Here is a 4,550-nt window from a genome sequence, read left to right as displayed (position 1 = left end):
TGCCGATCACGCTGGACATAGGGGGCGAAGGACGCCATGCCGGCGCGTACAATCTTAATCGTAGTCGCTACAAGACATTGGGTCCCGAACGTGGCCGGCCGATTCCCCGCCTGGTCGTTGGCCGGGCCGACGCCATCCCGCTGGCCAATGGCAGCGTGGGGCACGTCATCGTCGAACGCACCCCGCTCAGCCAGGCGGCCCTCACCGAGATCGCACGGGTTGTTGCGCCCGGCGGCGTGGTCGTGCTGACCCATGTGCCTCTGCCTAACGCCGACCGCCATCGGCTGGCGCGGTCCGTTCTAAAGGGCCATGCCCAGCGCCGCCATTTCCGCCTGGCAGGCCAATGGGTACTGGAAACGAGAATCGAAATAGAAACAGCGTGCGATAAACGATAAACACGGAACCAAGTACCAACAGCATTCTGCGCGTCTAACCGCATTTCGTTCATTGATAAGCGTCTTCGCTCGTTTCAGCTTATCGCGTCGCCGCTATTCATTTCTCTCCACCGCGAAAGATCTGTTGAAAAAGCTGGTTTTTCTTCGAAGTCATGGGGCCTGGCGTCGTGTCGTCGCGCAGGGTCACGTACATCATGTTGTACTTGGCGTCGATATCGTCGGCATAGTGAACTAGCAGGGCCTCGGGAGTCATGGGAGGCTTGGGCGAACCCCATTCGGGCAATCGTTGATGGGCAATGATGATGTGCTCCAGGCGTAACAGCATTTCCGCGTCCAGCGGATGCTCCCGGGCCGCCTCGCGTACGATGTCTCGGCCTTGCAAAATATGCCCCACCAGCCGGCCGGGCGCCGTATAGGCCGCACCTTCGGGCTGCCACTCGATTTCGCGCAATTTGCCAATGTCGTGCAAAATCGCACCGGCGATGACCAGCCCGCGATCCAGGCGCGGTTGCATGTCGGGATAATAATCGTCGTACTTTTCGGCCAAATAAAGACACGTCTTGGTCACGCTCAAGACGTGTTTGAATGCTGCGCCAATCCCAAGTAAGTAGCTGCGGGCTGTAGTTGGACGATTCCGCGCACACATCGATAGAACGTACGCTGTGCTGTGCGATGCTCGTCAAAGAAAAGCTCGACCTTCGAGACAATCCTGCGTAGCAGTTCTTTCAGCTGGGCGGGATTCGCCTTCTCGAATTCTGCTGAGAGGGTCCACAGACGATCTATAGCGGCTTCTGCCATCGCCTCGACGTCAACAGCGTTGTCGCCCTTGGTACTCGCCGCGAGCTCTTTGGCGAGCCTCTTGCGCTCTTCACGCATGGCCGAGAGCTTTGGTGCCAAGATGTCCATCAGGTCATCCGGTGCCTTGAGCAAGCGATCAGCGCCCTGATCGATTTGCCGATCGAGGTCTGCGGCCTGGCGCTTCAGGTCGGCCAGTCTGCTCGATTGGCTGCCCTGTTTGCCAGCCAGACGGGCCATGATCTGCTCGCGCAATGCATCCTTGTGACCACCCGCAAAGATCGCGTCGCGGAGTTTGGTGAGGATCACTGGCACGAGGTCGCGTTCGAGTACCGAGTGATGACCGCAGCCGGCGGCACGACCGCCCCGGATATAGCCACTGCACAGGTACGACTTGTACTTCAGTCCTCGCCGGTCCTTCTTTTCGCTCTTGGTCCAGCCGTGCATGGCTTGGCCACAGTGGCCGCAGGCGCATAAGCCGGTCAGCAGGTACACGTCGCCACGGCGGGGCCCGGTAAGCGCGCGGTTGGCGGTCAGCTTGGCTTGGACGTTATGGAACGTCTCACGATCGATCAGGGCCTCGTGGGCATTCTCGACCGTGATCCACTTGTCGGCCGCATGCGTCGTCGCCTTACCCGTGGTCTGTCCCTTGCGTCGCTGAATTTCCCCGCCGACGATCTGATGGTATCTGCCGGTCGATCGCCGGCCCCATATCGAGTCACCCGTATACGTGGGGTTTCGCATCAGGCCGCGGACCATGCTCGATGACCAGGTCTTGCCGGTGGCGCTGGAATAGCCGCCCGCGTTCAAGATGCGGGCCAGATCGCGCAAGCTCAACGTCTCGTTGGCGTATTTCGTGAAGATCAGCCGAATGGCCTCGACGCGCCGCGGGTCACCCGGGACGAGGATCGAATTCCATCCCATTGGCTTCGCTGCTCGCTCACCTGCCCGGATCCGCAGACGATGCTCTCCCTTTTCGTCAACGAGCATTCGATCGTAGCCGTAGGGTGCCTGGGCGTTACGCCCGCCGCGCTCGGCCATTTTGATCTGACCGCGGGCGGTGTTCCTGGAAATGTCGATCAGGAACTGATGCTTGCCTTCCTGTTTCACCTGATAGATGAGACGGCCGCCGAAGTCCTCCCAATCGACCGGGCCGTCAGTCACCGAGACGAGTTGTACGCCCGCCCTGCGCAAGGGATGAATCCAGTGACCGGCCTCCATCGAATCGAACCGACCGAACCGGTCCTGATCCCACACGAGGATCGCTTTGTAATCACCGCGATTGGCGTCACCGATCATGCGCTTGAACGCTTCTCGCAGCTCGGTCTTATCGCCGCTGATGCCGTGGTCTTCATACCAATCGAGCAGGTCGTAGCCTTTGGCTGCGGCGTACCGCTCGATTTCGGCGCGCTGCTCGGCGATGGACTTGTCTTGCCGATCGGTCGACATGCGACAGTACCCGACGGCGGGAATCAGTGCAGTTGCGATCATTGCTCACCCTTCCCCGGCCGTAGGCCGCAACTTTTGTCAAATCTCTTCGCCCAAAAGCTCAATCGCCGCGTCGCGCGCCTGATCGGCCGTCAGGCATTCGGCCAGCAGATACGCATACCCGACGTCGAGCTTGTAGACCCAATACTTGTCTCGCGAGAACCACACCTTGCAAATCATGCCGTTAGACTCGACATCGAGAACAACCTGACCGTCGTGATGCGTGATGTTTCCGAGTGCGTTAGTCCGAACGTGCATTGCATCTCCACCCAAGTTGAAAAACTCACCCCGGATTCACCGACCAGGGCGGCCAGGGCCCATGTTTCAAGGTGGGTCCTGCGGTGCTACGCTGCTACTCCTGCCACGGGCTGATATCGGGCCAACCCGCCAAGAATTGTTTCTCCGCTGCTCTGCGTAGTTGCCAGAGCCGTTCGTGTCTCTTGGCGAGCTTCTGTTCGACTTTGGTGGCGTGGGATAACACCAAGCGAACCTGATGCGTTTCAAACGTGGTGCCGTCCTTGACACTCCTCAACTTCTTGAGGATTGCGAGAAGGTCGGCATCGGTCATGCGGCGCCGCCTTTCTCCGCCTTCTTGCGATCCCTGCACCGTTTGGTTGCGACTCTGTTGAGTTCCCATCGCCTTTCTTGTTCGACTGGATCAATGATTGCGATCGGTGGTTGTGGATGGTCCGCAAGGGCCTCAGGAAATGCGACCTCCGGTGGCGCGATAGGGTTAGGATCGACGAGCCTTTCAACTCGATAATGGTTCTCAAACAAAGTGGGGACCGAGTGATTGAGGAATTTCCAGGCGCTGCCGGCCTTCTGGTTCTCGACCAGGCTCGCGGCACCACGACGTATCCAACGGGACGTGCCCGGCAGGCCCGCATCCTTGGCAATCGTGCTGACGGCGCGATACAAGCTCCGCGCCACCAATCCGGGCCAGATCAGCTGCCGATGGGGGTTCACGGCAATGCAAGCCGCGATCGCTCCGCGCGTTGCTGATTGCAGAATCCGCGATCGCCCTTTGCCCGTCTTCGATTCCATAACCCAGAAAAAACCGCGGGGGTCGAAATCCCGAACGGCAATCCGAGTTAGGTCGCCAATCCGTATCCCAAGATTCCACTGCGTGAGGATTGCCGATGCGAAGAAGATCGACTTGCTAATGCCCGTCTTCCTGACGACGCCCTTCATCTTGGCAGCCTGCTCGACAAGGCGAGTCAAGTCATTCTGGCTGTATCCGTCGATCCGAAGCGCTGGACAATGCACCGTGCGCACGTCGCGAACATCGACGTCCTGTACAAGCCCTAAGCGGATCGCACGCCGCAATAGTACCAACAGTCCGGTTCGACGTGCCTTGACGGTATACGGAGACTTACCGGCAGTCAGGTTGTCTAGCAAGAACTGATTGACCGTGTCGGCGCTCAAATCATCCAACGTAGCGCGCCTGCCAAGCCATTTCGAAAACGCCTGAACCGAATCGTTCAAGTGATCGCTCGACTTGATGCTGACTTCCCTGCCGATAGGCCGCTCTCGGTTCCTACGCTCAAGGTAGACTTCGACGAGATCCGTCAGCAGCATGGGCGTGCCAACGATTTGCAGGGATTCCCTCTCGAAACACGCGGGAATCGCGGATTGGCGGGTGGAGTGGTCCTTGATAGCGATCAGCATGTCACGGCGCCGTCGGATCTCGACCGGCGACACGCCGAACTCCGTTGCGGCCCGCACCCATCGGCTGATATTGGCCTCGGTCAAGTCCGCAAGAGTTGCCGGCCTGCCGAGAAGCCTGTCGAACTTATCGATTGTCAACTCATACTGACGGCAAACTCTTGCCGATGATTTTGCGAGTCGCTGCAAGCTGAACGACTGATCGTA

6 protein-coding genes are annotated in these 4,550 nt (G+C 59.2%); 1 reads left to right on the top strand and 5 read right to left on the bottom strand.

Going from position 1 to position 4,550, the window contains the following annotated elements:
* A partial coding sequence (locus VGG64_05145) for a hypothetical protein (protein ID HEY1598964.1) occupies window positions 1–395 on the top strand: 395 nt, incomplete at its 5' end.
* Window positions 396–492: 97 nt separating this feature from the next.
* Here the strand turns inward: VGG64_05145 and VGG64_05140 are convergent.
* The 5 genes from VGG64_05140 to VGG64_05120 form a co-directional block, all read right to left on the bottom strand.
* Window positions 493–963: an HD domain-containing protein gene (locus VGG64_05140; protein HEY1598963.1), complete on the bottom strand. Its 471-nt coding sequence runs from the start codon at window positions 961–963 to the stop codon at window positions 493–495.
* Between the two features lie 2 nt (window positions 964–965).
* Window positions 966–2,681 carry a recombinase family protein gene (locus VGG64_05135; protein HEY1598962.1) on the bottom strand — a complete coding sequence of 572 codons (1,716 nt, stop codon included), beginning with the start codon at window positions 2,679–2,681 and terminating at the stop codon, window positions 966–968.
* Between the two features lie 36 nt (window positions 2,682–2,717).
* The gene (locus tag VGG64_05130; protein HEY1598961.1) at window positions 2,718–2,936 is read right to left on the bottom strand and encodes a hypothetical protein; all 219 of its coding nucleotides are present in this window, start codon (window positions 2,934–2,936) and stop codon (window positions 2,718–2,720) included.
* A 94-nt stretch (window positions 2,937–3,030) separates the two neighbouring features.
* Complete coding sequence (locus VGG64_05125) at window positions 3,031–3,246, bottom strand: hypothetical protein (GenBank protein ID HEY1598960.1); 216 nt, start codon at window positions 3,244–3,246, stop codon at window positions 3,031–3,033.
* On the bottom strand, window positions 3,243–4,550 hold a 1,308-nt coding region (locus tag VGG64_05120), incomplete at its 5' end, for a hypothetical protein (GenBank protein ID HEY1598959.1). The genes VGG64_05125 and VGG64_05120, both read right to left, overlap by 4 nt.

It is taken from the genome of Pirellulales bacterium (genome assembly GCA_036490175.1).
GTDB lineage: Bacteria > Planctomycetota > Planctomycetia > Pirellulales > JACPPG01 > JACPPG01.
Note: the sequence above shows the minus strand (reverse complement) of the source record. Positions and strands in the feature narration are given on the sequence as shown.

Coding starts and splice junctions, on each gene's coding strand:
- VGG64_05125 (HEY1598960.1), bottom strand. CDS start 3,246: ATGACCGATGCCGACCTTCTCGCAATCCTCAAGAAGTTGAGGAGTGTC.
- VGG64_05130 (HEY1598961.1), bottom strand. CDS start 2,936: ATGCACGTTCGGACTAACGCACTCGGAAACATCACGCATCACGACGGT.
- VGG64_05135 (HEY1598962.1), bottom strand. CDS start 2,681: ATGATCGCAACTGCACTGATTCCCGCCGTCGGGTACTGTCGCATGTCG.